This window comes from Nocardioides sp. SYSU D00065 (assembly GCF_017916425.1).
Taxonomy (GTDB): domain Bacteria; phylum Actinomycetota; class Actinomycetes; order Propionibacteriales; family Nocardioidaceae; genus Nocardioides.
Genome location: NZ_JAFMSX010000002.1, coordinates 122,117 through 148,264 on the forward strand (window position 1 = coordinate 122,117; position 26,148 = coordinate 148,264).

General features: G+C 72.5%; 27 protein-coding genes. 24 read left to right on the forward strand and 3 right to left on the reverse strand.

The features are described 5' to 3' along the window. Window positions 1-2 precede the first annotated feature (2 nt). Window positions 3-539: an inorganic diphosphatase gene (locus tag J3P41_RS08640; RefSeq protein WP_210650805.1), complete on the reverse strand. Its 537-nt coding sequence runs from the start codon at window positions 537-539 to the stop codon at window positions 3-5. Window positions 540-641: 102 nt separating this feature from the next. On the opposite strand from J3P41_RS08640, the gene dacB reads away from it, so the two are divergent. The 14 genes from dacB to J3P41_RS08710 all read left to right on the forward strand — a co-directional run bounded on the left by dacB (window position 642) and on the right by J3P41_RS08710 (window position 14,333). Then, on the forward strand, window positions 642-2,123 hold the full coding sequence (dacB, locus tag J3P41_RS08645) for a D-alanyl-D-alanine carboxypeptidase/D-alanyl-D-alanine-endopeptidase (protein ID WP_210649922.1): 1,482 nt from the start codon (window positions 642-644) through the stop codon (window positions 2,121-2,123). 51 nt (window positions 2,124-2,174) lie between these two features. Continuing rightward, a complete protein-coding gene (locus J3P41_RS08650; RefSeq protein ID WP_210649923.1) occupies window positions 2,175-3,191 on the forward strand; it encodes a zinc-dependent metalloprotease in 1,017 nt (338 codons plus the stop codon). Next, on the forward strand, window positions 3,188-4,162 hold the full coding sequence (tilS, locus tag J3P41_RS08655) for a tRNA lysidine(34) synthetase TilS (protein ID WP_210649924.1): 975 nt from the start codon (window positions 3,188-3,190) through the stop codon (window positions 4,160-4,162). Before J3P41_RS08650 ends, tilS begins: the two co-directional genes overlap by 4 nt. Window positions 4,163-4,268: 106 nt before the next feature. Then, window positions 4,269-4,640, forward strand: a complete 372-nt coding sequence (locus J3P41_RS08660; RefSeq protein ID WP_210649925.1) for a PleD family two-component system response regulator — start codon at window positions 4,269-4,271, stop codon at window positions 4,638-4,640. Window positions 4,641-4,718: 78 nt separating this feature from the next. Then, window positions 4,719-6,479: a HAMP domain-containing sensor histidine kinase gene (locus J3P41_RS19265; RefSeq protein WP_210649926.1), complete on the forward strand. Its 1,761-nt coding sequence runs from the start codon at window positions 4,719-4,721 to the stop codon at window positions 6,477-6,479. 9 nt (window positions 6,480-6,488) lie between these two features. Further along, complete coding sequence (gene hpt, locus J3P41_RS08670) at window positions 6,489-7,040, forward strand: hypoxanthine phosphoribosyltransferase (RefSeq protein WP_210649927.1); 552 nt, start codon at window positions 6,489-6,491, stop codon at window positions 7,038-7,040. 125 nt (window positions 7,041-7,165) lie between these two features. Further along, window positions 7,166-9,223, forward strand: coding sequence for an ATP-dependent zinc metalloprotease FtsH (gene ftsH / locus J3P41_RS08675; protein WP_374192872.1), 2,058 nt, complete (start codon window positions 7,166-7,168; stop codon window positions 9,221-9,223). Beyond that, the gene (folE, locus tag J3P41_RS08680; protein ID WP_210649929.1) at window positions 9,220-9,840 is read left to right on the forward strand and encodes a GTP cyclohydrolase I FolE; all 621 of its coding nucleotides are present in this window, start codon (window positions 9,220-9,222) and stop codon (window positions 9,838-9,840) included. Before ftsH ends, folE begins: the two co-directional genes overlap by 4 nt. A 41-nt stretch (window positions 9,841-9,881) precedes the next feature. After that, window positions 9,882-10,682: a dihydropteroate synthase gene (gene folP, locus J3P41_RS08685; protein ID WP_210650806.1), complete on the forward strand. Its 801-nt coding sequence runs from the start codon at window positions 9,882-9,884 to the stop codon at window positions 10,680-10,682. 26 nt (window positions 10,683-10,708) lie between these two features. After that, window positions 10,709-11,098: a dihydroneopterin aldolase gene (gene folB / locus J3P41_RS08690; protein ID WP_210649930.1), complete on the forward strand. Its 390-nt coding sequence runs from the start codon at window positions 10,709-10,711 to the stop codon at window positions 11,096-11,098. Next, window positions 11,091-11,660 (forward strand): 2-amino-4-hydroxy-6-hydroxymethyldihydropteridine diphosphokinase, encoded by a 570-nt coding sequence (gene folK, locus J3P41_RS08695; protein ID WP_210649931.1) that lies wholly within the window; start codon window positions 11,091-11,093, stop codon window positions 11,658-11,660. Before folB ends, folK begins: the two co-directional genes overlap by 8 nt. Continuing rightward, window positions 11,657-12,151, forward strand: a complete 495-nt coding sequence (locus J3P41_RS08700) for a DUF3180 domain-containing protein (protein WP_210649932.1) — start codon at window positions 11,657-11,659, stop codon at window positions 12,149-12,151. The genes folK and J3P41_RS08700 overlap by 4 nt, the downstream gene beginning before the upstream one ends. A 10-nt stretch (window positions 12,152-12,161) precedes the next feature. Next, on the forward strand, window positions 12,162-12,779 hold the full coding sequence (locus tag J3P41_RS08705; protein WP_210649933.1) for a hypothetical protein: 618 nt from the start codon (window positions 12,162-12,164) through the stop codon (window positions 12,777-12,779). Between the two features lie 456 nt (window positions 12,780-13,235). Beyond that, on the forward strand, window positions 13,236-14,333 hold the full coding sequence (locus J3P41_RS08710) for a GNAT family N-acetyltransferase (protein ID WP_210649934.1): 1,098 nt from the start codon (window positions 13,236-13,238) through the stop codon (window positions 14,331-14,333). Between the two features lie 7 nt (window positions 14,334-14,340). Here J3P41_RS08710 and J3P41_RS08715 read toward each other — a convergent pair whose 3' ends face one another. Further along, on the reverse strand, window positions 14,341-15,357 hold the full coding sequence (locus tag J3P41_RS08715; protein ID WP_374192873.1) for an ABC transporter ATP-binding protein: 1,017 nt from the start codon (window positions 15,355-15,357) through the stop codon (window positions 14,341-14,343). A gap of 4 nt (window positions 15,358-15,361) precedes the next feature. On the opposite strand from J3P41_RS08715, the gene J3P41_RS08720 reads away from it, so the two are divergent. Genes J3P41_RS08720 through J3P41_RS08730 form a run of 3 tightly spaced genes read left to right on the forward strand, consistent with a single transcriptional unit; the run spans window position 15,362 to window position 17,800 of the window. Continuing rightward, complete coding sequence (locus J3P41_RS08720; protein ID WP_210649935.1) at window positions 15,362-16,063, forward strand: ABC transporter permease; 702 nt, start codon at window positions 15,362-15,364, stop codon at window positions 16,061-16,063. After that, entirely contained in the window at window positions 16,036-16,797 is a 762-nt protein-coding gene (locus tag J3P41_RS08725; RefSeq protein ID WP_307861901.1) for an ABC transporter permease subunit, read from the forward strand. Before J3P41_RS08720 ends, J3P41_RS08725 begins: the two co-directional genes overlap by 28 nt. Window positions 16,798-16,849: 52 nt before the next feature. Continuing rightward, a complete protein-coding gene (locus tag J3P41_RS08730) occupies window positions 16,850-17,800 on the forward strand; it encodes an ABC transporter substrate-binding protein (protein ID WP_210649936.1) in 951 nt (316 codons plus the stop codon). Between the two features lie 211 nt (window positions 17,801-18,011). Here J3P41_RS08730 and J3P41_RS08735 read toward each other — a convergent pair whose 3' ends face one another. Next, window positions 18,012-19,124, reverse strand: a complete 1,113-nt coding sequence (locus J3P41_RS08735; RefSeq protein ID WP_246861917.1) for a glycosyltransferase family 2 protein — start codon at window positions 19,122-19,124, stop codon at window positions 18,012-18,014. A gap of 55 nt (window positions 19,125-19,179) precedes the next feature. On the opposite strand from J3P41_RS08735, the gene J3P41_RS08740 reads away from it, so the two are divergent. The 7 genes from J3P41_RS08740 (at window position 19,180) to panC (ending at window position 26,125) form a co-directional block, all read left to right on the forward strand. Beyond that, window positions 19,180-20,277, forward strand: coding sequence for a sulfotransferase family protein (locus tag J3P41_RS08740; protein WP_307861902.1), 1,098 nt, complete (start codon window positions 19,180-19,182; stop codon window positions 20,275-20,277). Then, entirely contained in the window at window positions 20,274-21,224 is a 951-nt protein-coding gene (locus tag J3P41_RS08745) for a hypothetical protein (protein ID WP_210649939.1), read from the forward strand. Before J3P41_RS08740 ends, J3P41_RS08745 begins: the two co-directional genes overlap by 4 nt. Before the next feature lie 219 nt (window positions 21,225-21,443). Continuing rightward, a complete protein-coding gene (locus J3P41_RS08750; protein WP_210649940.1) occupies window positions 21,444-22,379 on the forward strand; it encodes a MetQ/NlpA family ABC transporter substrate-binding protein in 936 nt (311 codons plus the stop codon). Between the two features lie 44 nt (window positions 22,380-22,423). Continuing rightward, window positions 22,424-23,452, forward strand: a complete 1,029-nt coding sequence (locus J3P41_RS08755; protein WP_210649941.1) for a methionine ABC transporter ATP-binding protein — start codon at window positions 22,424-22,426, stop codon at window positions 23,450-23,452. Beyond that, on the forward strand, window positions 23,449-24,114 hold the full coding sequence (locus tag J3P41_RS08760) for a methionine ABC transporter permease (RefSeq protein ID WP_210649942.1): 666 nt from the start codon (window positions 23,449-23,451) through the stop codon (window positions 24,112-24,114). Before J3P41_RS08755 ends, J3P41_RS08760 begins: the two co-directional genes overlap by 4 nt. Before the next feature lie 158 nt (window positions 24,115-24,272). Beyond that, on the forward strand, window positions 24,273-25,205 hold the full coding sequence (locus tag J3P41_RS08765; protein ID WP_210649943.1) for a Rossmann-like and DUF2520 domain-containing protein: 933 nt from the start codon (window positions 24,273-24,275) through the stop codon (window positions 25,203-25,205). After that, entirely contained in the window at window positions 25,202-26,125 is a 924-nt protein-coding gene (panC, locus tag J3P41_RS08770) for a pantoate--beta-alanine ligase (RefSeq protein ID WP_210649944.1), read from the forward strand. The genes J3P41_RS08765 and panC overlap by 4 nt, the downstream gene beginning before the upstream one ends. The last annotated feature ends 23 nt before the right edge of the window (window positions 26,126-26,148 follow it).

Genomic DNA, 26,148 nt, shown 5'->3' on the forward strand with positions numbered 1-26,148 from the left:
GGTCAGGCGTCCTCGCCGAGGCTGTCGTCGGCGAGGTTGTCGAGGTCGTTGCCGTGGCCCTCGGTCCTGAACCGCTCGAAGGAGGCCTCGACCTCGGCCTCGGCCTCGGTGCGCCCGACCCAGTCGGCGCCCTCGACGGACTTGCCCGGCTCGAGGTCCTTGTAGACCTCGAAGAAGTGCTGGATCTCCAGGCGGTCGTACTTGGAGACGTGGTTGATGTCGCGCAGGTGCTCCAGGCGCGGGTCGTGGCTCGGGACGCACAGGACCTTGTCGTCGCCGCCAGCCTCGTCGGTCATGCGGAACATGCCGATCGCGCGGCACTCGATGATGCAGCCCGGGAACGTCGGCTGCTGCAGGATCACCAGCGCGTCCAGCGGGTCGCCGTCCTGGCCGAGGGTGTTCTCGATGAAGCCGTAGTCGGCCGGGTAGGCCGTGGAGGTGAAGAGCATCCGGTCGAGGCGGATCCGCCCGGTCTCGTGGTCCACCTCGTACTTGTTGCGCTCACCCTTGGGGATCTCCACGACCACGTCGAAACTCAGCACGTCTTCCTCCACACTCTCCGGCACGCCATCGGGCCTCTGCGGCGCGTCCGGCCGAGCCGACGCGCACCTGTAGGGGCAGTCTCGCGCACAATGGTCCCGATGCGCGAAGCGAGAACCCCCCGGGACCCGAGACGTGAGGTACGCCACGCGTCCCGGTGGTCGGCGCGCACCTGGCTGCCCACGCTGCTGGTGCTGGCTCTGCTCGCCGCCGGGGTCGGTGCCTACCGGTTCGAGTGGGGCCAGCGCTACCTCCCGTGGCTGGCTGCCGACCCGGCGACCGAGCCGGAGGCGGTGCTGCCGCCGGCGGGGCTCGAGCTGCCCGACTGGACGCCCCCGGCGCTCGACGCGGTCGCCGTCGACACCTCCGCGGACGTGGCACCGGACCGGGTCGGCGCCGCCGTCGCGAGAGCGCTGGCGGACCGCGACCTGGGACGCCACGTCGTCGGCGCGGTGACGTCGCTGACACCGGGGTCGCCGACCTGGACCTCCGGCGGGGGCCGGTACCTGCCGGCCTCGACCACCAAGCTGCTCACCGTCGGTGCGGCGCTGGCGACGCTGGGCCCCGACCGCACGTTCACCACGAGGGTCGTGCGCGGGCAGTCGCCGCGCGAGGTCGTGCTGGTCGGCGGGGGAGACCCGCTGCTGGCCAGCAAGCCGACAGCGGTCGCCGAGGCCGCGTCGAGCTACCCGGCGCGCGCCGACGTCACCTCGCTCGCCCTCGACGCCGCCGACTCGCTCGCCGGTACGGGCCGGGTCCGGGTCCGCTTCGACGACAGCCTCTTCTCCGGCCCGAGCGACAACCCCGCCTGGCGCCGCGACTACGTCCCCGACGACATCGTCAGCCCCATCACCGCGCTCATGGTCGACAGCGGGGTCGAGCCCGACGGGTTCTCACGCTCCGACGACCCGTCCCTGGCCGCCGCCCGCGCCTTCGCCGACGCCCTCCGCGCCGCCGGCGTGCGGGTGGTCGGCGAGCCGCAGCGGGTCGTCGTACGCCCCGACGCGGAGGAGCTGGCCTCGGTCGAGAGCGCGCCGCTGGCCCAGATCGCCGAGCGCATCCTCGACGTCAGCGACAACGAGGGCTCGGAGGTGGTGGCCCACCACGTCGGCCTGGCCACGTCGGGCACCGGTTCGTTCGAGGCGGGCGCCGCCGGGGTGCTGGCGACCCTGGCCGGCCTGGGCGTCGATGTCACGGGCGACGAGGTGTACGACGGCTCCGGCCTCTCGCGGCGCAACCGAGTGTCCCCCGCGACGGTCCTCGCCGTGCTGCAGCACGCGGCCGGTCCCGAGGGGGAGGCGATGCGCAGCGTCGTCACCGGGCTGCCGGTCGCCGGCTTCACCGGCTCGCTGACCTACCGCTTCGCCGAAGGCCCGGCGCTCGCCCGCGGGCTGGTGCGGGCCAAGACGGGCACGCTCACCGGGGTCCACGCCCTCGCCGGGATCGCGATCGGCCGCGACGGGGCACCCATGGCGTTCGTGCTCGCCGCGGACAAGGTGGCGGCCGAGGACAGGTACGACGCCCAGGACGCCATCGACCGGGCCGCCGCCGCGCTCGCGGCCTGCCGCTGCTCGTCCGGCTGAGCGACCCCGCACGCGCCGTGGCGGTTGCTCGTGCCCCGCTAGTGTCGTGACATGAACCTCGTCGACTGGGATCTCGCCGTCAACGTCGGGTCCCGGGTGGCAGGGCCCGGACCGGACGTGTCACCTGACGAGGCGGCCGCCGTCGTGCTGGAGCTGCGAGAGGGTGCGGCCCGCTCGACGCCCCTGGTGCGCGAGTTCACCGGGCTGCACACCGAGGGCGGCACCGCCCCCGTGCTGGTCGTCGACCGCCGTGGGTGGGTGCGCGCCAACGCCGACGGGTTCGCCACGATCCTCGGGCCCATCGTCGACAAGCTGGCCGAGAGGAAGGGCCAGCCGTCCGCCTTCGCCGAGGCCGTCGGGTCCCGGGTCACCGGAGCCGAGGTCGGGCTGCTGCTCGGGTTCCTCGGCTCCAAGGTGCTCGGCCAGTTCGACCCGTTCTACTCCCCGCACGGCCGGCTGCTGCTCGTGGCTCCCAACATCGTCCACGTCGAGCGAGAGATCCACGCCGACCCCGCCGACTTCCGGCTGTGGGTGTGCCTGCACGAGGAGACCCACCGCGTCCAGTTCACCGCCAACCCGTGGCTGGGCGACCACCTGCTCGCCCAGATGCATGCCGTCGCCGACAGCATCGAGCCGAGCGCGCTGCTCGACGGCCTGCGCCGCGGTGCCGAGGCGATCCGGGGTGGCAACGGCAGCGTCCTCGACCTCGTCTCCTCACCGGAGCAGAAGGAGATCCTCGACCGGGTCACCGGCGTGATGTCGTTGCTCGAGGGCCACGCCGACGTGGTGATGGACGGTGTCGGGCCCACGGTGATCCCCTCCGTCGAGCAGATCCGTCGCAAGTTCAACCAGCGCCGGCAGGGCCTCGGCTCCCTCGACAAGCTGCTGCGTCGGCTGCTCGGCCTCGACGCCAAGATGGCGCAGTACCGCGACGGTGCCGCCTTCGTCCGCCACGTCGTCGACAAGGTCGGCATGGACGACTTCAACGCCGTCTGGAGCGGCCCGGAGACGCTGCCGTCCAAGGCCGAGATCGGCGACCCCGACGCGTGGGTCGCCCGGGTGCTGTGACGCTGCACCCCTCGCTCGCCGCCGTCCGGCTCCCGGTCCGGCGGTCGCTGTCCGAGCTGGCGCCCGGCGACGTCGTCGCGGTGGCGTGCAGCGGCGGCGCGGACTCCCTGGCGCTGGCGTCGGCCGCGGTCTTCGAGGGTCACAAGCTCGGCCTTCGGATCGTGGGCGTGACCGTCGACCACAGTCTCCAGCCCGGTTCGCACGAGCAGGCCGACCGGGTCGTGGCGCAGCTCGCGCGGCTCGGGGTCGACGAGACGCTGACGGCCCGCGTGGAGGTCGACGTCGCCTCCGGGCTGGGCCCGGAGGCGGCGGCCCGCGAGGCGAGGTACGCCGTCCTCGAGCAGGTCGCCGCCCACCTCCGCGCACGGGCGGTGCTGCTCGGCCACACGCTCGACGACCAGGCCGAGACGGTGCTCCTCGGCCTCGCGAGAGGCTCCGGCGCCCGGTCGCTGCAGGGCATGCGGCCGGCCTTCGACGTGTTCGTGCGCCCGCTGCTGGGCGTACGCCGTGCCGACACGGTCACCGCGTGCCAGGTCGAGGGCCTCGACGTCTGGGACGACCCCCACAACCACGACCCGGGCTACGCGCGCGTGCGGGTGCGCCGGCGGGTGCTGCCGGTGCTCGAGGACGAGCTCGGTCCGGGCATCGCCGAGACGCTCGCGCGCACCGCTGACCAGCTGCGTGACGACACCGCACTGCTCGACCGGCTCGCCGACGAGGCGCTCGCCCGCGCGGAGCGCGGCGCCGGCCTCGACGTCGCCGCCCTGGCTCTCGAGCCCCGGGCCCTGCGCCACCGGGTCCTGCACCGGGTCGCGCTCGCGGCCGGCGTACCGGCCTCGGAGCTGACCCGCGACCACGTGGTGGCCGTCGACGCGCTGGTCACCAGCTGGCGGGGGCAGAAGTGGATCGACCTGCCCGGGCACCGGCGCGCCCTGCGCCGTGACGGGGTGCTGGTCCTCGAGCCCGCCTGATCCGCCCGCCACGGCGAGGCGGTGCCGGCGCAGGCGGCTCGAAGGGGCCATGTTTGGGTACGGCGTGGTCGGGCGCGTCCACGCGTCGAGCGGGACAGGAGTGGGCATGGGCACAGTGCTGGTCGTCGACGACGACGACGACATCCGTGACCTGATCGTGGTCGCGCTGAGCAGGCACGGTTTCGAGGTGCGCAGCTTCGCGGACCCGCTCTCGGCCCTGGCGTTCGCCACGACCACGCGCTGCGACGCGGCGGTGCTGGACTGGAGCATGCCGACGATGGACGGCGGAGAGCTGTGCACGCGGTTGCGGGAGCTGTCGGACCTGCGCGAGGCCCCGATCGTCATCCTCACCGCGCACGCAGACTCCGCGACTCGTGACCAGGCCTTCGCCGCCGGCGCCACGCGCTACATCACCAAGCCGTTCTCGCTCAAGCACCTCGCAGCGGTCATGGAGGAGCTCCTCGCACCCTCGCGCTGAAGCGCCGCGCCGGGTCGGCCGTGAACGATGCGCGGAAGTGCCGGACCCGGACCTGCCATGGGACATAGGGTCCCGACCGTGGGGAAGCGGGCACGTGTGGAGCTGTGCGTGGGCGCGCTCGTCGCAGCGGCGGTGGGCGCCTACTCCTACGGCGTCGACGACGTGGTCGACCGGTTCCTCTACGTCGGCGTCCTGGTCGCGGCCAGCCTGGCCGCATGGGTGGGCGCTCAGCGTGCCCGCGCCGGGCACCGGCTCGTCCGCAGGCTGATCGCCGCCGGGCTGACCCTGACCGCTCTCGGCGACGCCGTCTGGGAGGTGCTCGACTGGCGCGGTGCCGCGACCGACGTGTCGGTCGCCGACCCGCTGTGGTTCGCCAGCTATGCGGTCCTCTGCGTCGCCGTGTGGACCGTGCTGAGCGGCGGCGACACCGCACGTGACCGCTGCTCGGTGGTGATCGACGCCGTCACCGTCGTGACGGTGAGCATCCTGCTCTTCTGGAGCATCTCCATCGAGGCGATCGTGACCGACGAGGGCCTGGACCCCCACGTCCGGCTCGTGTGGGCGGCCTACCCCGTGGCGGACGCGGTCCTGCTCGCCCTGGTCGTCCGGGTGCTGATGAGCAGGGGAGCGCGCGCCGCGATCGACGCCGAGTTCGCCGTCGGCGTCTGTCTCTGGCTCGCCGCCGACATCGGCTACCTGCGCTTCGGCGAGGGCGGCACCGCGGGAGTGCTGATGGAGGCGGCGTGGATGGTCGCCCCCGTCCTGCTGGCCCGGACGGCGTGGCGCAGCAGCCCGGCCCCGTCGGGCGAACCCGTCGCCGCCGGTCCCAACGGCTGGGTGGGACAGGTGCTGGTCGCCATCGTCCCGCTGGTCGTGCCGCCGGCCCTCGTGGTCCTGGCCCACGTGCGCGACGAGCCGGCCCAGCCCGTGCTGCTCGTCGTGGGCACCGCGACGCTGACGCTGCTCGCTCTCGTGCGCACCGCCAGGCTGATGCGGTCCGAGGAGCAGGCGCACCGTGAGCTCGAGGTGGCGCGGGACGCGGCGCTGGCGGCCTCGCGTGCCAAGTCGATGTTCCTGGCCACCATGAGCCACGAGATCCGCACTCCGTTGACGATGGTGCTGGGCACCGCCGAGCTCCTCCAGGACACCCAGCTGGACGACGTCCAGCGCGAGCTGGTCGCCCGGATGCGCCGCTCGGGCGACCTGCTCAGCGGACTGGTCGACGACATCTTGGACTTCTCGCGGATCGAGGCCGGGCAGGTCGAGCTCGCACAGTCCCGGTTCCACCTGGCGTCCGTCGTGGAGGACCTGGCTCAGGCCTACGCGCCGCGCGCTGCGCGCGCCGGCATCCGGTTCGAGCACCGGGTCGCTCCCGGCGTACCCGACGAGGTGGTGGGCGACCGCGACCGGCTCCTGCAGGTGCTGAGCAACCTGCTCGACAACGCCGTGAAGTTCACCCCCGAGGGCTCCGTCCGGCTCGAGGTCCGCCCCGGACCGAGCGCGGGCGGTGCCGGCACGGGCGCGAACAGCGAGGTGGAGCTCGTCGTGTCGGACACCGGCATCGGCATCCGGGAGGAGGACCTCGACGCCGTCTTCGACTCGTTCCGCCAGGTCGACGGGTCCACCACGCGCCGCTACGGCGGCAGCGGGCTGGGACTGGCCATCTCCCGGCAGCTCGTGACGTCCATGGGCGGCGAGCTCACGGTGACGAGCGAACCCGGAGCGGGCAGCACGTTCGTCGCCCGCATCCCGCTCGGCCGCGTGGACGGACCGACCCGCCGATCGAGCCAGCCGCGGCTCGCGACGACCGGCGCCGACGGCGCCCCTGGTACGCCCTAGGCTGCAGCCATGGACTCGTCCCACGTCGAGCACGACCTCGTCAACGTCCTCTTCACCGAGGCGCAGATCCAGCAGCGACTGGCCGAGATGGCGGTCCAGATCACCGAGGACTACGCGGGTCGCGACCTGCTGGTCGTGGGCGTGCTGCGCGGCGCGGTCATGGTGATGGCCGACCTGGCGCGCGCCATGCCGGGCCACCTCGAGATGGACTGGATGGCGGTGACCTCCTACGGCTCGGGCACCAAGTCGAGTGGGGTGGTGCGCATCCTCAAGGACCTCGACACCGACATCAGCGGCCGCGACGTGCTCATCGTCGACGAGATCATCGACACCGGCCTCACCCTCAGCTGGCTGGTCAACAACCTGTCCAGCCGCAACCCCGCGAGCGTCGAGATCGCCACGCTGCTGCGCAAGCCGGAGGCGCTGTCCATGCCGGTGGAGCCCAAGTACGTCGGCTGGGACATCCCCAACGAGTTCGTCGTCGGCTACGGCCTCGACTACCGCGAGCGCTACCGCAACCTGCGCGACATCGGCACCCTCGCGCCGCACGTCTACTCCTGATCGGGACCGATCAGGTCCGGCGCGGGGACGGCGCGGGTCGGCCCCGCTTCACCCCGCCTGAAAGAATGAGTGCCCGAGCGGCGTGTAGCGTCGCGGTCTCAACTCCCAACCGGTGAAAGTTGCCTGTGAAGCGCATATTCAAGGGTCCCTGGCTCTGGATCGTCCTGTCCGCCTTCGCGGTGCTTCTCGCGATCCAGTACCTCGCGCCCAGTGACGGCTACGACGAGGTGAAGACCTCGACCCTGTCGCGCTACATCGACGAGGGCCAGGTCGAGGAGATCACCTTCATCGACGGCGACCAGGAGATCCAGGCGACGCTCGACGACGGCGTCCGCGACGAGGGCGACAAGGTCGTGGCCTACTACATCCAGGGCCAGCAGGAGACGCTCCTCGCCGCCGTGGACCGGGAGTTCGAGGCCGGCACGATCGACAGCTACAACCAGGAGAACCCGCAGCCGAGCTTCCTCGGCTCGCTGCTGGCCACCCTCCTGCCCTTCGCGCTGATCATCTTGCTGTTCATCTTCTTGATGAACCAGGCCCAGGGCGGTGGCGGACGCGGCGTCATGCAGTTCGCCAAGTCCAAGGCCAAGCTCATCACCAAGGACATGCCGAAGACCACCTTCAGCGACGTCGCCGGCTGCGAGGAGGCGATCGAGGAGCTCGGCGAGATCAAGGAGTTCCTCACCGACCCGGCCAAGTTCCAGGCCGTCGGGGCCAAGATCCCGAAGGGCGTCCTGCTCTACGGGCCGCCCGGCACCGGCAAGACCCTGCTCGCCCGGGCGGTCGCCGGCGAGGCCGGTACGCCCTTCTACTCCATCTCCGGCTCCGACTTCGTGGAGATGTTCGTCGGCGTCGGTGCCTCCCGCGTGCGCGACCTGTTCGAGCAGGCCAAGGAGAACGCCCCCGCCATCGTGTTCATCGACGAGATCGACGCCGTCGGCCGCCACCGCGGCGCCGGCATGGGCGGCGGTCACGACGAGCGCGAGCAGACTCTCAACCAGCTGCTCGTCGAGATGGACGGCTTCGACGTGCGCGGCGGCGTCATCCTCATCGCCGCCACCAACCGTCCCGACGTGCTCGACCCCGCGCTGCTGCGCCCGGGCCGCTTCGACCGGCAGATCCAGGTCGACGCCCCCGACCTCAACGGTCGCCACCAGATCCTCAAGGTGCACTCGCGCGGCAAGCCGATCGCGCAGGACATCGACCTGCTGAGCATCGCGCGCCGCACGCCCGGCTTCACCGGTGCCGACCTGGCCAACGTGCTCAACGAGGCCGCTCTGCTCACCGCACGCAGCAACGCCAAGCTCATCGACAACGAGGCTCTCGACGAGGCGATCGACCGCGTCATCGCGGGCCCCCAGCGCCGTACGCGCCTGATGAGCGAGCGCGAGAAGCTCGTCACCGCCTACCACGAGGGCGGACACGCACTGGTGGCCGCCGCGCTGCCCGGCACCGACCCGGTGCACAAGGTGACGATCCTGCCGCGCGGCCGGGCGCTGGGCTACACGATGGTCCTGCCCGACCGCGACAAGTACTCCCAGACGCGCAGCGAGATGCTCGACTCGCTGGCCTACATGCTCGGCGGCATGGCCGCGGAGGCGCTGATCTTCCACGACGTCACCTCCGGCGCCGGCAACGACATCGAGAAGGCCACCAACCTGGCCCGGGCGATGGTGACCCAGTACGGCATGACCGAGCGCCTCGGCGCGGTCAGGCTCGGTGACAGCAACTCCGAGCCGTTCCTGGGCCGCGACATGGGCCACACCCGCAACTACTCCGAGGAGACCGCCGCCGCGGTCGACGAGGAGATCAAGAAGTTGCTGGGCCAGGCGCACCAGGAGGCCTTCGAGATCCTCGAGACCAACCGCGACGTCCTGGACGCCCTCGTGCTGGCGCTGCTCGACAAGGAGACCCTCGACAAGGGGGAGATCGCGCAGATCTTCGAGCCGCTCAACCGCCGGTCCGCGCGTCCCGCCTGGACCGGTTCTCCGCAGCGGTTGCCCTCGGCGATCCCGCCCGTCGACATCCCGCAGGAGATCCGCGACCGGGTCCACGCCGGCGCGAGCGCCGACGAGCCGGAGTCCGGCGCCATCCTGACGCCGCCCGGCGCGAGCGGTGACGTGCACGGGGGGCCTGGCGTCGCCTCCCCGACGCCGACCCCGCCCACCCCGGACGCACCGTGACCGACCCGATCTCGGTTCCGGAGCGGGCGCCCGAGGACGTACCCGACTTCGACCACGCCCGCGCCGAGGCCGCGGTGCGAGAGCTGCTGGCCGCCATGGGGGAGGACCCCGCGCGCGAGGGGCTGCGGGAGACGCCGGCGCGGGTGGCCCGGGCGTACGCCGAGCTGACCCAGGGGCTGCGCCAGACCGCTCGCGACGTCCTGACCACCACCTTCGACCTCGGCCACGAGGAGATGGTGCTGGTCAAGGACATCGAGCTGTGGTCGATGTGCGAGCACCACCTGGTGCCCTTCACCGGCGTCGCCCACGTCGGCTACATCCCGGCCGAGTCCGGCAAGATCACCGGACTGTCCAAGCTCGCCCGCCTCGTCGACGTCTACGCGAAGCGTCCGCAGGTGCAGGAGCGGCTGACCACCCAGGTGGCCGACTCGCTGATGGAGATCCTCGAGGCGCGCGGAGTGATCGTGGTCATCGAGGCCGAGCACCTCTGCATGACCATGCGCGGCGTCAAGAAGGCCGGTGCCCGCACGATCACCTCGGCGGTCCGCGGTGCGTTCCTCACCCAGCAGGCCACGCGTGCCGAGGCGATGACGCTGATCCACTCGGGCCGCAGGTGAGCGTGGGCGTCGCCCCCCGCCTCGTCGACGTCCCCCGGGTGATGGGGATCGTCAACGTCACGCCCGACTCCTTCTCCGACGGCGGCCGCTGGGACACCACGGAGACCGCCGTCGCCCACGGCCGGCTGCTGCTCGAGCACGGCGCCGACCTGCTGGACATCGGTGGGGAGTCCACCCGTCCCGGCGCCACGCGACCGCTGGTCGCCGAGGAGCTGGACCGCGTCGTGCCGGTCATCGGCGAGCTCGCCGGCGACGGTGCCATCGTGTCGGTCGACACGATGCGCGCCGAGGTCGCCGAGGCCGCGCTGGCTGCCGGTGCCGCGGTCGTCAACGACGTCTCCGGGGGCCTCGCCGACCCGCGCATCCTCCACGTGGTCGCGGACAGCGACGCCACGTACGTCGCGATGCACTGGCGCGCCCACGCCGACCGGATGCGCGACTTCGCCGACTACTCGCCGGACGGCGTGGTGCAGACCGTACGTCGTGAGCTGGGTGAGCGCCTCGCGGCGATCGAGGCCGCCGGGGTGCCGCGCGAGCGGGTCGTGCTCGATCCGGGGCTCGGCTTCGCCAAGGAGGGTCGGCACAACTGGGAGCTGCTCGCCTCGCTCGACGTGCTGCGCGAGCTGGGCTGCCCGTTGCTGGTCGGGGCGAGTCGCAAGTCCTTCCTCGGCCGGCTGCTCGCCGACGCCGCGGGCCCCCGCCCGGTCGAGGAGCGCGAGCACGCCCACGCGGCCCTCGTCGCGCTGCTGGCCCGGAGCGGGGTCGACTACGTGCGCGTGCACGACGTACGAGCCACGCGCGACGCCCTCGCCGTGGTTGCTGCGATGGAGGGGACGAGATGACGGGCAACGAGACGACGGGCAACGAGATGACGGTCGGCGCGACGAGCGACGAGCTGTCGGTGACCGGGGTGGAGTGCTTCGCCCACCACGGCGTCTTCGACTTCGAGCGGAGGCAGGGGCAGACCTTCGTCGTCGACCTGGTCCTCGGCCTCGACACCCGGCCCGCGGCCGCCTCCGACGACCTCGCCGAGACCGTGAACTACGGCACGCTGGTGGCCGACGTGAAGGCCGCCGTGGAGCGTGATCCCGTCGACCTGATAGAAACCGTCGCGCAACGCATCGCCGATGTGTGCCTGTTGGACGGTCGTGTTCAATGGGCGCGAGTCACGCTGCACAAACCTGATGCGCCCATCGACGCGACGTACTCGGACGTCGCGCTGACGATCACCAGAACGCGAGGCAACGCACATGACTGAGACCCCGAACCCCAACATCGTGGACGCCGACTCCCTCACCGGGGAGATGCACCCGATCCGCCGGGTCGTCGTCGCCTTGGGCTCGAACCTCGGTGAGCGGCTCTCCTCGCTGCAGGGCGCTGTCGACGCGCTGGCCGACACCCCCGACTTCTACGTCACCGGCGTCTCGCCCGTCTACGAGACCGAGCCGGTGGACTCGCCCGACGGCGCCGGCCCCTACCTCAACGCGGTGCTCCTGGCCGACACCACGCTGCCCGCAGCCCGCCTGATGGAGCGCGCGCTGGCCATCGAGGACGCCTACGAGCGCGAGCGCGGCGGCGACCGCAACGCGCCCCGCACGCTCGACATCGACCTCATCGTCGTGGGCGACCGCCGCTCCAACGAGGACTTCCTGCGGCTCCCGCACCCGCGGGCCCACGAGCGTGCCTTCGTGCTGCAGCCGTGGCACGACCTGGAGCCGGACGCGGTGTTCCCGGACCGTGGCCCCATCGCCGACCTGCTCCTGGCTGCGGACTCGACGGGAGTGAAGCGGCGCGACGACCTCTCGCTCGAGGTCGAGTGAGCCTCACCGGCCCGGAGGACGAGCCGCCGGAGCCGCGCGGCACGCTCCGCCCGACCTCTGCGCGCGCCCTGACGGTGTGCGCGGTGGTGGGTCTCGTGCTCGGGTGGGGGGTGCACCCGCTGCTCAGCCGCCTGGGCGGCCGGCCGCCGCTGGTGTCGTGGGCGCAGGCCCTCGCGCTGGTGCTGGTCGCGGTCATCATGGCCTTCCTCGCCTGGCACACGTGGCAGACGGTGCAGGTGCGCGGTGAACGGCTCGAGGTCCACCAGGCGGTGAACCGCCTGGTGCTGGCGCGCGCGTGCGCGATCGGCGGCGCCCTGGTCGCAGCGGGCTACGCCGGCTACGCGATCAGCTGGCTCGGCGACGAGTCACAGTTCGCGGACCGCTGGATCCTGCGCTCGGTGGTCGCGGCGCTCGGCGCCACTGCCGTGATGCTGGCCTCGCTCGCGCTGGAGCGTGCGTGTCGCACCGACGGCGGTCGGCCGCAGGCCTAGTCTGACCCCCATGCCCTCCCAGCAGTCACAGCAGTCACAGGCGTCCCGCACGCCGGCGCGTCGCCGCCAGCGCAGCACGCGCCTGGTCGTCGCCGTCGCGCTCCTCGTCGTCGGCGCCGCGCTCGTGGCGGGCGCCCTCGTCTCGTCGTCGTCCGCGCTGACCGCGGTCGCCGCTGTCGTCGCCGTGCTGGCCGGTGCTGCCGCGACCCGCATCACCCACTCCGAGCTGGTCCAGGCTCGCCGCGAGGCCGCCCGGGACCGTGCCGTGCAGGCGCAGGAGTACCGCGCCCTTACCGAGCGTCGTACCGCCGAGTCGGCCGCCTTCGCCGCCGACATGAAGCGCAAGATCGCCGACCGCGAGGAGGCCATCGACGTGCTGGAGCGGGCGTTGTCCACCGCGCAGCGGGCGGCCGCCGACCAGTCGCTCAAGCGCGGCCAGGAGGCCCGCCGCGCCGACGCCGCCGAGCGCGGCCGTGACGCGGCCGAGCGCGGCCGCGACGAGGCCGAGAGCCGCGCCGCGGAGGCCATCGTCCGCGTCGCCGAGCTCGAGGCGGAGATCGACGTCGTCCGCGCCGAGCTCGACGCGCTGCGCGCCTCCGCGGCCCGCGGCGCCCACCGCAGCGCCTGACCTTCGGACGTACGCCGGTCGCCCGCCGCTCGCTCGAGCGGTGGCTGAGCCACATGTGAGCGGTTGAGGATGTGGCTCACGCACCGCCCGTGGAGGCCCCCGGGCCGTACGCCGCCCGAGCGGTGGCTGAGCCACGTGCGAGCGGCCGGGGATGTGGCTCACGCACCGCCCGCGGAGACGACCGGGCCGTACGCCGCCCAGCGGTGGCTGAGCCACATGTGCGCGGTTGGGGATGTGGCTCACGCACCGCCCACGGCCGCGGCCGCCGCCGTACGCCGCCCCAGCGGTGGCTGAGCCACATGTGCGCGGTTGGGGATGTGGCTCACGCACCGCCCACAGCCGCGGCCGGGCCGTACGCCGCCCCAGCGGTGGCCGAGCCACATGCCAGCGGTCAGGATTGTGGCTCACGCACCGCCCCCACGGCAGACGCAGCGCGGTGCGGAAGAATGACCTCTCGTGATCCCCGAGGACAACCGGTTCGAGAGCGACCCCGCCGAGGCGCTGCCTGAGGAGCCGGGACTGCCGGCGGGCTGGGTCGCCGACACTCCCGACGGGACCGACGCGGCCACCGTCGAACGCCTCACCGAGCTGCTGCGCGACCACGAGCGCGCCGGTCGCGGGTGGGCCGGCGCCAGCGAGGACGACGTCCTGGTCGAGGTGTCCGAGCACGGCCTGGCGATGCGCGAGAACCTCGTGGTGCGTGACCCCGACGGGCGGATCCGGGCCTGGGGCAGCGTGCACGACCGTGCCGAGGGGCGGATGCTGCTCGTCCACGTGGTCGACCGCGAGATCGACCAGCAGGTCGCCGACCGGTGCAGCGACGTCCTGTTCGCCTGGTCCGAGGCCCAGGCCAAGGCGGTCGGCGCGGCACGCGGACTCACGGTGCAGCAAGTCGACACCGGCGCGTTCGCCGACGACGAGCGACAGCACGCCTGGCTGGCCGCGGCCGGCTTCGAGCGGGTGCGCCGCTGGTGGCAGATGAGCCGTCCGGTGCAGGCCGAGGAGGCCGACCTGGTCCCCGACCCGGCGCGCTGGGAGCGCAAGGGAGTGGTGTTCCGGTTGGTCCGGCGGCAGGAGGGTCCGGGATCGGACGGCCTGCCCGACGAGGCGGACCTGCGCGCGGTCCACGACGTGCTCGAGGGCGCGTTCACCGACCACTTCAACTCCGCGGAGGAGACCTTCGACGAGTTCATCCACCGGCTGCGCGAGGACCCGGGGCACCGCTGGGACCACTGGTGGCTGGCCGAGGTCACCGGCGAGGACGGCCGGGTCGAGGCCGCGGGGGCGCTCGTCGGCACGGTGAGCGAGTCCGCCACCGGTCCGGACGGGTCCTACGTCTCCTACCTGGGCGTCCTGGAGTCGGCCCGCGGCCGCGGGGTGGCGACCGGGCTGCTGCGCACGATCATCGCCGACGCCGCCTCCCGCGGGCGTGACCGCGTCGGGCTCGAGGTCGACGCCGACTCACCCACCGGGGCGGAAGGTCTCTACACCGCGATGGGGTGGAGCACGAAGTACGTGACGGAGTCCTGGCACCGCGACGTACCCGTCACCTGACCGGGGCTCAGCGCAGCGACTCGCGCAGCGCGCGGTGCACCCCGGCGGGCGTCAGCACGCCGAGGAACGTCGGTCCGCGCCGGACGCCGACCACGGCCTTGTCGTGGCGCAGCATGAGGGCCAGCGCGTCCTCCAGCGAGGAGTCGATGTCGATCGCCGCGCCGAGGTCGCCGGCGGCGACGCCGTCGAGCGGCTCGAGGTGCTCCTCGCGCAGCCGGGTCACGGTCAGCGCCCGCAGGCCGCCGGCGCCGACGAAGGCCGCGACCCGCTCGTCGGCCGGGTGCGCCAGCAGCTCGGCGGGGGTGGCGTACTGCACGAGGTGACCGCCCACGGCCATGACGGCGACGCGGTCGCCCATCCGGATGGCCTCGTCGATGTCGTGCGTCACGAGGACCACGGTCTTGCCGAGCTCGGCCTGCAGGCGGCGGAACTCGGCCTGCAGCCGGTGCCGCACGACCGGGTCGACGGCGCCGAAGGGCTCGTCCATGAGCAGCACCGGCGGGTTGGCGGCGAGCGCCCGGGCGACCCCGACGCGCTGACGCTGGCCGCCCGAGAGCTCGTGAGGGTAGCGCCGGGCGTACGTCTCGGGATCGAGGCCGACGGTGGCGAGCAGCTCGTGCGCGCGCTCCCGGGCGGTCGCGCGCGACTCGCCGTAGAGCAGCGGCACGGTCATCACGTTCTGCTCGATGCGCTGGTGGGGGAAGAGCCCGATCTGCTGGATGACGTAGCCGATCCCGCGGCGCAGCTCGACCGGGTCCACGCCCGTGACGTCGGTGCCGTCCAGCCAGATCCGACCGGTGGTCGGCTCGATCAGCCGGTTGATCATCTTGAGGGTGGTCGACTTGCCGCAGCCCGACGGCCCGACGAGGCAGACCATCTCTCCTCGCCCGACCTCGAGGTCCAGCTCGTGGACGGCGACCGTGCCGTCCGGGTACGTCTTGCCCACTTCCTCGAGCCGGATCATCGCCTCCGGCTGCGCGGTCGCAGGTGCTGCCGACGGCTGCGGGGAGGCGGTAGCGTCCATGTCCGTGACCCTACTGGTGGAGGCGGCCGAGCCGAGCTGCTACAACCGCGCGGTCAACGAGTGGTGGTGCACCGCCTACCTCGCCGACTACCGTCAGGAGCTGGTCGACGCGACTACGCAGCACGTCGTCCTCACGGTGAGCGCGGTGCTGCTGGGCATCGTCCTCGCCTTCCCGCTGGCGCTTCTCGCGCGCCGGTTCGGCCGCCTCGAGACGGCGATCACGGGCGTGTCGACCGCGCTCTACACCGTGCCGTCGCTGGCCCTGTTCCCGCTGCTGGTGCCCTTCACCGGGATCACCCCGATCACCGTGGTCATCGGCCTGGCGCTCTACGCGCTGACGATCCTCGTGCGCAGCATCCTCGACGGGCTCGCCTCGGTCCCCGACGACGTACGCGAGTCGGCCCGCGGCCTGGGCTACGGCCCCGCGAGCCAGCTGCTGCGCATCGAGCTGCCGCTGGCGCTGCCGGTGATGATGGCCGGCCTGCGGGTCGCCACCGTGTCGACGGTCGCGCTCACGACGGTCGGTGCCCTCGTCGCCCACGGCGGTCTGGGCAACCTCATCGCCGACGGCGTCTTCACCGACTTCCGGGCCGAGCTGCTGGCGGCCTGCCTGCTGTGTGTCGCCATCGCGGTGCTGCTGGACGTGCTGATCGTCGGCGTCCAGCGGCTGGTGACCCCGTGGACCCGCACCCGGGCGGCGTCGTGAACGTCTTCGCCGACGTGTGGAACCACCTCGCCACCGCGGATAGCTGGACCGGCAGGGGCGGCATCCTCGACTACCTCGTCCAGCAGCTGCTGCTCACCGGCACGGCGCTGAGCCTCGCGGTGCTCCTCGGCCTCCCGGCCGCCCTGTGGCTGGGGCACCTCGGCCGCGGCGGCTTCCTCGCGGTCAACATCTCCAACGTGGGGCGGGCCGTGCCGACCTTCGCGCTTTTGGCCCTGCTGGTGGCCGCCGACTGGCCCGGCATCGCGACCTTCGGGCCGTTCGGCCGAGCCGGCATCGCCACCCTCATCGCGCTGACCCTGTTCGCCCTGCCACCCATCATCACCACCACCTACGTCGCCGTCCGCGAGGTCGCCGACGACGTCAAGGAGGCGGCCCGGGGGATGGGCATGACCGGATGGCAGCAGTTCCGCCGCGTCGAGCTGCCGCTGGCCACGCACCTCGTCGCCGGCGGCGTACGGCTGGCGCTCGTGCAGGTCTGGGCCACCGCCACCATCGCGGCGCTCGTCGCGGGCCCGGGACTCGGGCGGATCATCACCGATGGCTTCGTTAACAGCGACTACGGGAAGGGAATCGCCGGCGCCGTCGTTGTCGCCGTCGTGGCCCTGGCGCTGGAGGTGCTGGCGGCGCTCGCGCAGCGTGCGGTCGACCCCATCCCCCGGACGGCTCGGCGACGAACGGACGTACCCCCCACGACTCTGCCCACGACCACGTGAGCAGCGACCGGACACGCGTGGCCTCGCCACGGGACACAGAAGGTGACACGACATGCAGGTACGACGACTCGCTGCCAGTGCGCTGGCGATCAGCACGATCCTCCTCGGAGCGGCGTGCGCCGGCGACGACCTCGCCAGTGACGGCGACTCCGCCTCGGGCGGGAGCGGTGACAAGGGCACGGTGAAGATCTCGGGCCAGGACTTCGGCGAGGTGCAGATCGTGGCCTCAATGTACGAGCAGCTGCTCGACGCCGAGGGGTACGACGCCTCGGTGCAGCTGGTCGGCACCCGCGACGTCTACATGGAGGACGGGCAGTTCCCCGAGTCCGTGCAGCTGGTGCCGGAGTACGTCGGCGGCATCGTCGACTTCCTCAACGTCACCGCCAACGGCCCCGAGGCCGAGCCGCTGACCACGCCCGACGCCGAGGAGTCCATCGAGGCGGCGTCCTCGCTCCTGGAGGAGCGCGGCATCACCCTGCTCGACCCGTCGGCGGCTGTCGACACCAACGGCTTCTTCGTGACCGAGGAGTTCTCCGAGGCCGAGGGCGTCACGAAGCTCTCCGACCTCGAGGGCATGTCCGTCGTCGTGGCGGGCGCCCCGGACTGCGCCGACCGCACCGACTGCGGCAAGGGCCTGACCGAGGACTACGGCATCGACGTCACCGAGTTCCTGCCCCTGGGCTTCGCCTCGGCCGACGTCTTCAAGTCGGTCGCCGACGGCGAGTCGCAGCTCGGCCTGACCTCCACCACCGACGGCACGCTGGAGTCGCAGGGCATGGTGCTGCTCGAGGACGACAAGCAGATCCAGCCGGCGCAGAACCTCGTTCCCGCGGTGTCCACCGAGTGGCTGGCCGACAACCAGGACGTCGAGGGCATCCTCAACGACCTCATGGCCGCGCTGACCACGGAGAAGCTCACCGAGCTCAACGGCCAGGTCTCCGTCGACCGCGCCAAGCCGGAGGACGTGGCCACGGAGTTCCTGGAGTCCGAGGGCCTGCTCTGACCCTGGCTGAGGCCCGCTGATGCTTCATCACGGTATGTAGCCGGATGGGCACTTCCCGCGGTGAGCTCGCCCCGGGAAGTGCCCATTGGCCGACGTACCGTGGTGGCCGAGGGACCAGTGGTGCACGAGGGATGACTGGCGACCGGGCGATGACTGGCGACTGGGCGACGACTGGCGACCGGGCGACGACGAGCGACGGACGCCCGAGACCTCAGACCTCGTACGCCCGCAGCGCCAGCGCCTCGGGCGGCACGGTCGACTCGTCGAGCACCGTGTGCGGCACGGACAGCCGCCACGCACCGGTCGCGACGTCCTGCACCTGCGGCGCCGGGCCGTCGAGGGTGGCCGCCCACTCCATGAGCGCGACGACGTCGGCGCGCCGGTCCTCGGCCACCAGCCAGCCCGCGAGCCGGTGGACCGGCGGCAGCCCGCTGTGCACGAGGGTGCGGCGGCCCCACAGCTCGAGCACGCCGGCGCGCAAGAGACGCCACCACTCGTCCGAGGCTCCCGGGACGAGCAGGAAGTAGCCCCACAGGTCCCCGGCCAGCACCCGGTCGAGGAAGATCTCCTCCACCTCGGCGGAGCCGTGCGCCCGCACCGAGGCGAGCGCCATCCGCTTGGTCTCCCACCGGTCGGCGAGGTCTCGCACCGATGAGGCGCGGCTCTGGGTGATCGACCCGTCCCGGATCCGCCAGTGGTAGACCACCTCGTCGAGCACGTCGAAGGACCCGTCGAGGAACGCCCGCGTCGTCGTCGGCTGGTCCTCGTAGCGCACGCCCTCCGGCCAGGACAGCCCGGCGCGGTCCCAGAACGAGCGTCGCCACACCTTGTTCCACGCGAAGACGTCGCCCAGGACCTCGGGCCGGTCCTCGATGCGAGCGCGGCGCAGCGGCCGGTGCAGCCGCCGCATCCACGGCGGCTCGACCAGCCGCTCGCCCTCCCAGCGCACGACCGAGCCGGTCGCGAAGTCGGAGCCGGAGGCCTCCAGCGACCCGACCAGGTCGGCGTACGCCGTGGTGGGCAGGACGTCGTCGGAGTCGAGGAACGCCAGGTAGTCGCCGCGGACGTGCTGCACGCCGAGGTTGCGAGCGGCTCCGAGCCCGCCGTTGACCGAGTGGACCACGCGAATCCGGTTGTCGCGGCGGGCCCACTCGTCGGCGAGCTCGCCGGTGCGGTCGGTCGACCCGTCGTCGACGATGACCGCCTCCCAGCGCCGGTGCGTCTGGGCGAGCAGGGAGCGGACGCAGTCGCCGAGGTAGTCCTCGACCCCCCACGCCGGGATCACCACGCCGAGGAGGGGAGCCCTGGAGAAGAGCCGCTTCATGGGCGACGACCCTAGGACACCGGTCGCCGCGACCGCCGCCGGTAGGCTGCCCGCCGTGACCGAGCAGCCCAGAGCGATCGACGAGATGAACCCCGACGGAGTGCCGCGCAAGGTCCTCTTCGTCGCCGGCGCCGGGCGCAGCGGCACCAGCACCCTGGCGGGCATCGTCTCCCGGCTCGGCATGCACGTCCCGCTGCCGGAGGTGCCGCCCGACGACTCCAACCCCCGAGGGTTCAGCGAGCCGCAGTGGGCCGTCGACGTCCACGACGAGTGGCTCGCCGAGGCGCTGGTCCAGGTCAGCGACAGCCGCCCGAACGCGTGGTTCGACACCGGCCGCATCTGCAGCCGCGAGCCCGCCCGCATCCGGGTGAGCGAGTGGCTCGAGCCGCACTTCGCCGAACACCCCGAGCTGGTCGTCAAGGACCCGCGGCTCAGCTGGTTCCTCGGCCTGTGGCGGGTCGCCGCGATCCGCACGGGTGCGACGCCGGTCTTCGCGACGATGCTCCGCCCTCCGGCCGAGGTCGTCGGCTCCAAGCAGAAGTACTACGCCAACAAGCTCGGCTCGTCCCACCTCGCCGCCAGCTGGGTCAACATGCTGCTGCACACCGAGCGCGCGACCCGTCCGGCCGAGGGTGACGGCGGGCGCGTGTTCGTCCGCTACGAGGACCTGCTCACCGACTGGGTGCGCACCACGACGGCGCTCGGGCACGCGCTTGGCCTCCAGACGATCATCCACACCCGCAGCGACCAGATCCGCGAGGTGCACCGCTTCATCGACCCCGGCCTGCGCCGGGTGAGCGCCAGCCTCGCCGACCTCGAGCTGCCGCGGCGGCTGCACGACCTCACCGGGCAGACGTGGGAGGAGCTCAACAAGCTCGCCGACGAGGGCGGTGACACCCCTGCGGCCCACGCCACCTTCGACCAGCTGCGCGAGGAGTACGTCGACCTCTACGAGGAGGCCGAGGCGATCAGCCGCTCCTCGGCGGTCCATGCCCGCCTCCAGGGCCGCCGCCAGGCGCTGGCCGAGGCGCGCCCGGCGGCGGCGCCGCGCTCGCTGGCCGACCGGGTGCCCCACGACGTACGCGCCGCGATCCCGCCGTCGGTGCGGCGCGGGGTCCGCAAGGCGCTGGGCCGCGAGCGGGACCCGCAGTGAGCGTCCCCATCGGCGCGGGCCACGGCCTCACCAACCTCGAGGGCCACGAGGACTTCGACATCGTCTGGCCGTGGAACCGGCCGGGCGGACTGCGCCGGGGCGCCACCGCGGTGCTGCGGGTGAAGAACGAGGCGCCGGGGCTGCGCTTCGTGCTGCCTCCGCTGCTGCGCGCGTGCGACCACGTGCTGCTGGTCGACAACGGCTCCGACGACGGGACGGGCGAGGAGGCGCTCCGGGTGGCCGCCGAGCACGGCCTGGCCGACCGGTTCACCCTCGAGGTCTACCCCTTCCAAGTCGCGCGGGCCGGAGCCGAGCACCTGGCGGTCAACGAGCGCTCGGTGCACTCCCTCGCCTACTTCTACAACTGGTGCTTCTCCCACGTCCGCACCCGCTACTCGTGGAAGTGGGACGGCGACATGGTCCTCACCACCGAGGGCGAGGTGTCGATGCGCGACCTGTCGTGGCAGGTCGGCACGGCGGAGGCGGTCATCCGCTTCCCCCGCCACGGGCTCTACATCGAGTCCGAGCGGCGCGCGTTCTTGGACCTGGGGCTGCGCAACATCGAGGAGTGGGGCTTCCCGATGAGCCCGGACTACGTCTACACCAAGGCGCCGGAGTGGGAGATCCGCACGACGCCCGACCGGATCGAGCAGTTCGCGCTGCCGCAGGGGCTGTGCGTGGAGCTGAAGTGGCTCGACGGAGACGAGTTCGCGCACTGGACCGACCCCACGTCGTTCGCGACCTCGATCCGCAACCGCCGCAAGCGGCGCGAGTGGCTGGTCTGGAACGCGCTGCACGCAGGCGAGGTGCCCGAGGGCGTCGTCGAGATCGTCGCCCCCGACGGCGTGCACGTGGTCGACCACGTCACCCACACCTGGCTGCCGCGCGCCCCGCGGCCGTTCGTGGTCGACGACCCCGACCACGCCAAGCTCCACCTGCGTGCCTGACCGCGTCCGGAGTCCCCCTCGGCGCTGGACGGCCCGCCACGTCGTGACCGGGTTCACAGGCGGATCCGGCATAGGCGTCGGGGCCCCGGCGGTTGCACCGACTACGGTCGTCCAGACCTTAGTCGACTCTGCCTACTGAGATTGTCACGTTCAGGCGGGATGCGACGACCGTCCATCGGCGCCGTTCGGCGCCGCGCCCCGCACGCGAAAGGCCCCACCATGTCCGAGCAGCCGCAGATCGCGCCGCCCTCCTCGCGGCGTACACCCCTCCTCGTCGCGATCGCCGTCCTGGTGATCGCCGCCGTCGTCGCCGGCATCGTGTGGTCGCGCAGCGGCGACGACGCCGCCGCCGGTGGCGCCGAGCGCGAGAAGGTCGTCCTCGGCACGGTCGGGGCGAGCGACCCCTACTGGCAGGTGCTCGTCGACGCGGCCGCCGAGCGCGGCATCGACCTCGAGGTCAAGGACTTCGCCGACTACACCCAGCCCAACCCGGCCCTCAGCGAGGGCGAGCTGGACGTCAACCAGTTCCAGCACTTGGTCTACCTCGCCGAGTACAACGTCGCCAACGACGACGACCTGGTCCCGCTGGGGTCGACCGCGATCTACCCCCTGGGCCTCTACTCCTCGAAGGTCGACTCCGTCGAGGACATCCAGGACGGCGACACCGTCGTCGTGCCGGACGACGACAGCAACCAGGCTCGCGCGCTGCTGATCCTGCAGTCGGCCGGCCTGATCACGCTCGAGGACGGCGGCAGCATCTACTCGACCCTGGCCGACATCGACGAGAGCGCCTCGCGCGTCGAGGTCAAGGCGATCAAGGCCGACCTGACGCCCACCTCGCTGCCGGACGTCGCTGCGGCGATCGTCAACAACGACTTCGTGGAGAAGGCCGGCCTGGAGTTCGAGGACGCCCTCGCGACCGATGACGCCGACGACCCCAACGCGCTGCCGTACGTCAACGTGTTCGCGGTCCGCGCCGAGGACCGGGACGACCCGACGCTGCTCGAGCTCGTCGAGGTCTACCAGGAGACCCAGGCCGTCCTCGACGGGGTGCAGGACGTCTCGGGCGGCACGGCCGAGCTCGTGAAGATCCCGCAGGAGGACCTGCAGGAGGCGCTCGACAAGGTCGTGGCCGACACCGAGGCGCGCCAGTAGTCCACCGCAGCAGCCACGCGTACGAGCAACGACAGGAGCCGACGATGGCGCTCGTCGAGATGACCGACGTCCACAAGACCTTCCCCGGTCCTCGCGGCCAGACGGGCGTGGAGGCGATCCGCGGCGTCGACCTCACCGTCGAGGCCGGCGAGATCGTCGGCATCGTCGGCTACTCCGGAGCCGGCAAGTCGACCCTCGTGCGCCTGATCAACGCCCTCGAGACGACCACGTCCGGCAGCGTGCGGATCGACGGACGCGAGATCACCCGCCTCAAGGAGCGCGAGCTGCGACAGGTGCGGCTGGGGATCGGCATGATCTTCCAGCAGTTCAACCTGTTCGGCTCACGCACCGTGTGGGGCAACATCGCCTACCCGCTCGAGGTGGCCGGGGTCGCCAAGCCGGAGCGGGACAGGCGGATCTCCGACCTGCTCCACTTCGTGGGGCTCGCCGACAAGGCCCACAGCCACATCGAGGAGCTGTCCGGCGGGCAGAAGCAGCGCGTCGGCATCGCCCGCGCGCTCGCGACCAACCCGAGCCTGCTGCTGGCCGACGAGGCGACGAGCGCGCTGGACCCGGAGACCACCCAGGAGGTGCTGGCGCTGCTGCGCCGGGTCAACCGCGAGCTCGGGATCACGATTCTCGTCATCACCCACGAGATGGACGTCGTGCGCAGCCTGGCCCACCGCGTGGTGGTGATGGAGGCCGGCCGGATCGTGGAGGAGGGTCCGGTCCTGCAGGTCCTGTCCGACCCGCAGCAGCCGGTGACCCGGCGCTTCGTCGCCACCATCGTCGACGACGAGCCCGACGCCGAGGCCCTGGCCGCGCTGCACGCACGCCACACCGGTCGCTTCGTCAAGCTGGCCTTCCGCGGCGACGAGGTGCGCCAGAGCGACGTCTTCGCCGAGCTCCTGGGCCACGGCGTGCGCTTCGAGCTCGTCTACGGAGGCATCGAGGAGGTGCAGGGCGAGACGTTCGGCAACCTCACCTTGGCCCTCGACGGCGAGCCCCGCGCGGTGGACTCCGCCGTGGCGGCCGTCGGCGCCCTCGTCCCGACCACGGAGCTGCCGCGATGAACGACTCCAACCTCACCGAGCTGTGGCCCCTCGTGTGGCAGGCGACGTACGAGACCCTCTACATCGTCGCCTTCACCCTCGGCCTCGGCGGCCTCTTCGGGCTGCTGCTCGGCCTGGCGCTGTACGTCACCCGGCGCGGCGGTCTCTACGCCAGCCGGACCACGTACCTCGTGCTCAACGTCGTGGTGAACTTCTTCCGGCCGATCCCCTTCGTCATCTTCATCGCCGCCGTGCAGCCGCTGGCTCGCGTCGTGGTGGGGACCGGGATCGGCAATCCGGCGATCATCTTCGCCCTGACCCTCGCCGCCACCTTCGGCATCAGCCGCATCGTCGAGCAGAACCTCGTCACGGTCGATCCCGGTGTCATCGAGGCGGCGCGCTCGGTCGGCGCCAGCCGGGCCCGGATCATCCGCACCGTCGTGCTGCCGGAGGCGCTCGGACCCCTCGTGCTGGGCTACACCTTCGTGTTCGTGGCCATCGTCGACATGACCGCCGTCGCTGGCGTCGTCGGCGGCGGCGGGCTCGGCAACTTCGCCCTGCAGTACGGGTTCCGCCAGTTCGACGCGGTGGTCACGTGGACCGCGGTCCTCATCATCGTCGCGCTGGTGCAGGTGGTGCAGCTGCTCGGGAACACGGTCGCCCGGCGGGTGCTGCGCCGCTAGGTGTGCAGCTGAGCGCGCACGCCCGGAGGTTGCCGGGCGCGTGGCGTGCGTCACGCCCACCGTCGTTCCGCCGCGGAATCGGCGGGCGTAGGCTCGCGTTGAGCACGGTAGATCGCAGTAGATCGGTACCCGCGAGGGACTGAAACGAAGAGGTCGACATGACGAAGCTGTCCATCGGCGTGGTCGGAGCCGGCCGCGTGGGCGCGGTCCTGGCTGCTGCGCTGCGTGCCGCCGGGCACGAGGTCGTGGCCGCCGCCGGCGAGTCCGACGCGTCCCGCTCGCGCATCGAGGCGCTGCTGCCCGGCGTGCGCGTCGCCAAGCCCACCGACGTGGCCCGCGCCTGCGACCTGCTGCTGCTGACGGTGCCCGACGACATGCTCGACAACGTCGTCACCATGCTGTCCGCGAGCGGCGCGATCCACGAGGGCCAGGTCGTGGTGCACACCAGCGGGCGCCACGGGCTCGCCGTCCTGGCCCCGGCCCGTGCCGCCGGCGCGCACACCGTCGCAGTGCACCCGGCGATGACCTTCACGGGCACCGCGGTCGACCTGCCGCGGCTGTCCGGCTGCGTCTTCGGCGTCACCACCGACGACGTCGACCGTGCGCTCACCGAGCAGCTGGTCGCCGACCTGGGCGGTCGCGCGATGTGGGTGCCGGAGGAGCGCCGCACGCTGTACCACGCCGGCCTGGCGCACGGCGCCAACCACCTCGTCACCCTCGTGGCCGAGGCGATGGAGATCCTGTCGGCCGCGGGCGCCGAGGACCCCGCCGCGACCTTGCGCCCGCTGCTGACCGCCGCCCTGGACAACTCGCTGCAGCATGGCGACGCGGCCCTGACCGGTCCCATCGTGCGTGGGGACGTCGAGACGGTGCGCGCCCACGTCGCCGGCCTGGTGGCCGACGCGCCGCAGACGCTGCCGTCGTACGTCGCGATGGCGCACGCCACGCTCGACCGGGCCGTCACCGACGGTCGGCTGCTGCCGATCCGGGCCTCGAAGATGCTGCAGGTGCTCGCCGCCGCCGAGGCGTCGGTCGGGGCCGGTCCGGTGCCCGGACCTCCCTCCGCCCGGACGGGCGACGCGCCCCGATGACCTCCAGCCCCGTCCTCGCGTCGACCCGCGAGGAGCTGTCCGGCCTGCTCGCCGACGCGCGCCGCTCAGGTGAGCGCATCGCGCTCGTGCCGACGATGGGCGCCCTGCACGAGGGCCACGCCAGCCTGATGCGCACTGCCCGCGCGAACACCGACGGCCCGCTCGTGGTCAGCATCTTCGTCAACCCGATGCAGTTCGCGCCCGGCGAGGACCTCGACCGCTACCCGCGCACCCTCGACGCCGACCTCCAGGTGTGCGCGGCGGAGGGCGTGGACGTCGTCTTCGCCCCGGCCGTCGAGGAGATGTACCCCGGCGGCTTCCGCCACGACTCGGTCCACGACGGCGTCACCGTCGCCCCCGGTGCCCTCGCCACGATCCTCGAGGGCGCCTCGCGGCCCGGCCACTTCGACGGGGTGCTCACCGTGGTCGCCAAGCTGTTCGGCCTGGTCCGCCCCGACGTCGCGGTGTTCGGCGAGAAGGACTACCAACAGCTCACGCTGATCCGCCGGATGGTCCGCGACCTCTGTCTCGGCGTAGACGTCGTCGGCGCCGAGACCGTCCGCGAGGCTGACGGCCTGGCACTGTCCAGCCGCAACCGCTACCTCGACGCCGGCGAGCGGCAGGCTGCGGTGACGCTGAGCCGGGCGCTGCGCGCGGCGCAGGAGCGCGCACCGTACGGCGTGCCCGCCGCGCGGTGGGCCGCGATGTCGGTCCTCAAGGCCGAGCCGGGCATCGAGCTCGACTACCTCGCGCTCACCTCGCCCGACCTCGGCGACGCACCGGAGACCGGCGAGGGCCGGATCCTGGTGGCCGCCCGGGTCGGCGCCACACGCCTGATCGACAACATGCCGATCACCTTCGACCGGGTCCCACCGGCCGAGCAGGCGGGGACCGCTCCAGCGGCCTCGACCACCCCCTGAAAGGAGCAGCCCGTGCTGCGCAC

Excerpts from the sequence above, each read along its gene's own strand:
- J3P41_RS08660 (WP_210649925.1), top strand. The coding sequence starts at position 4,269 with ATGGGCACAGTGCTGGTCGTCGACGACGACGACGACATCCGTGACCTG.
- panC (WP_210649944.1), top strand. The coding sequence starts at position 25,202 with ATGACCTCCAGCCCCGTCCTCGCGTCGACCCGCGAGGAGCTGTCCGGC.
- J3P41_RS08650 (WP_210649923.1), top strand. The coding sequence starts at position 2,175 with ATGAACCTCGTCGACTGGGATCTCGCCGTCAACGTCGGGTCCCGGGTG.
- J3P41_RS08730 (WP_210649936.1), top strand. The coding sequence starts at position 16,850 with ATGCAGGTACGACGACTCGCTGCCAGTGCGCTGGCGATCAGCACGATC.
- J3P41_RS08735 (WP_246861917.1), bottom strand. The coding sequence starts at position 19,124 with ATGAAGCGGCTCTTCTCCAGGGCTCCCCTCCTCGGCGTGGTGATCCCG.
- J3P41_RS08715 (WP_374192873.1), bottom strand. The coding sequence starts at position 15,357 with ATGGACGCTACCGCCTCCCCGCAGCCGTCGGCAGCACCTGCGACCGCG.
- folK (WP_210649931.1), top strand. The coding sequence starts at position 11,091 with ATGACTGAGACCCCGAACCCCAACATCGTGGACGCCGACTCCCTCACC.
- dacB (WP_210649922.1), top strand. The coding sequence starts at position 642 with ATGCGCGAAGCGAGAACCCCCCGGGACCCGAGACGTGAGGTACGCCAC.
- hpt (WP_210649927.1), top strand. The coding sequence starts at position 6,489 with ATGGACTCGTCCCACGTCGAGCACGACCTCGTCAACGTCCTCTTCACC.
- J3P41_RS08750 (WP_210649940.1), top strand. The coding sequence starts at position 21,444 with ATGTCCGAGCAGCCGCAGATCGCGCCGCCCTCCTCGCGGCGTACACCC.
- J3P41_RS08760 (WP_210649942.1), top strand. The coding sequence starts at position 23,449 with ATGAACGACTCCAACCTCACCGAGCTGTGGCCCCTCGTGTGGCAGGCG.
- folP (WP_210650806.1), top strand. The coding sequence starts at position 9,882 with ATGGGGATCGTCAACGTCACGCCCGACTCCTTCTCCGACGGCGGCCGC.
- J3P41_RS08765 (WP_210649943.1), top strand. The coding sequence starts at position 24,273 with ATGACGAAGCTGTCCATCGGCGTGGTCGGAGCCGGCCGCGTGGGCGCG.
- folB (WP_210649930.1), top strand. The coding sequence starts at position 10,709 with ATGACGGTCGGCGCGACGAGCGACGAGCTGTCGGTGACCGGGGTGGAG.
- J3P41_RS08705 (WP_210649933.1), top strand. The coding sequence starts at position 12,162 with ATGCCCTCCCAGCAGTCACAGCAGTCACAGGCGTCCCGCACGCCGGCG.
- J3P41_RS08755 (WP_210649941.1), top strand. The coding sequence starts at position 22,424 with ATGGCGCTCGTCGAGATGACCGACGTCCACAAGACCTTCCCCGGTCCT.